The 477-nt window shown below is 60.0% G+C and carries 1 protein-coding gene; it reads left to right on the top strand.

Features of this window, described 5'->3' with window-relative positions:
- Positions 1-89: 89 nt before the first annotated feature.
- Positions 90-477: helix-turn-helix domain-containing protein (locus ACSZO1_RS22730; protein ID WP_437616675.1), on the top strand; the 388-nt coding region annotated here is incomplete at its 3' end.

The raw sequence follows: 477 nt of genomic DNA, 5'->3' as shown, positions 1-477 counted from the left end.
TGTACGGTCCGGGGACACAGTGAACACTTGTTCGGGGACATGGTAGACACTTACAACTAAGGCATAAGAACCCGTTTATGGAGTCGCTTATGCCCTGGGATGCGAGAGATACCATGTCATTACGTCACGAATTTGTTCTGCTCGCCTCGCAAGACGGGGCGAACATTCGTTATCTGTGCCGTCGCTACGGCATTTCGCCTGCCACTGGATACAAGTGGCTTCGCCGCTGGGCTGAAGAAGGTGCATCCGGCCTTCACGACCGGCCCCATGTACCGTATCATTCCCCGAACCGCTCATCAGACCACATCGCTGACCTGCTGCGTATGGCGCATGCCCGCCATGAGCGCTGGGGGGCCCGCAAGATTAAGCGCTGGCTCGAAGACCAGGGGCACCGTATGCCTGCCTTCAGCACCGTCCATAACCTGATGGCCCGCCAGGGCCTGCTGCCGGGCGCAGCACCGGGTATTCCGGCCCCGG

The organism is Erwinia sp. V71, assembly GCF_965644245.1.
Classification (GTDB): Bacteria; Pseudomonadota; Gammaproteobacteria; order Enterobacterales; family Enterobacteriaceae; genus Erwinia.
The sequence above is the reverse complement of the archived record's forward strand: the minus strand, read 5'-3'. Positions and strand labels throughout refer to the sequence as shown.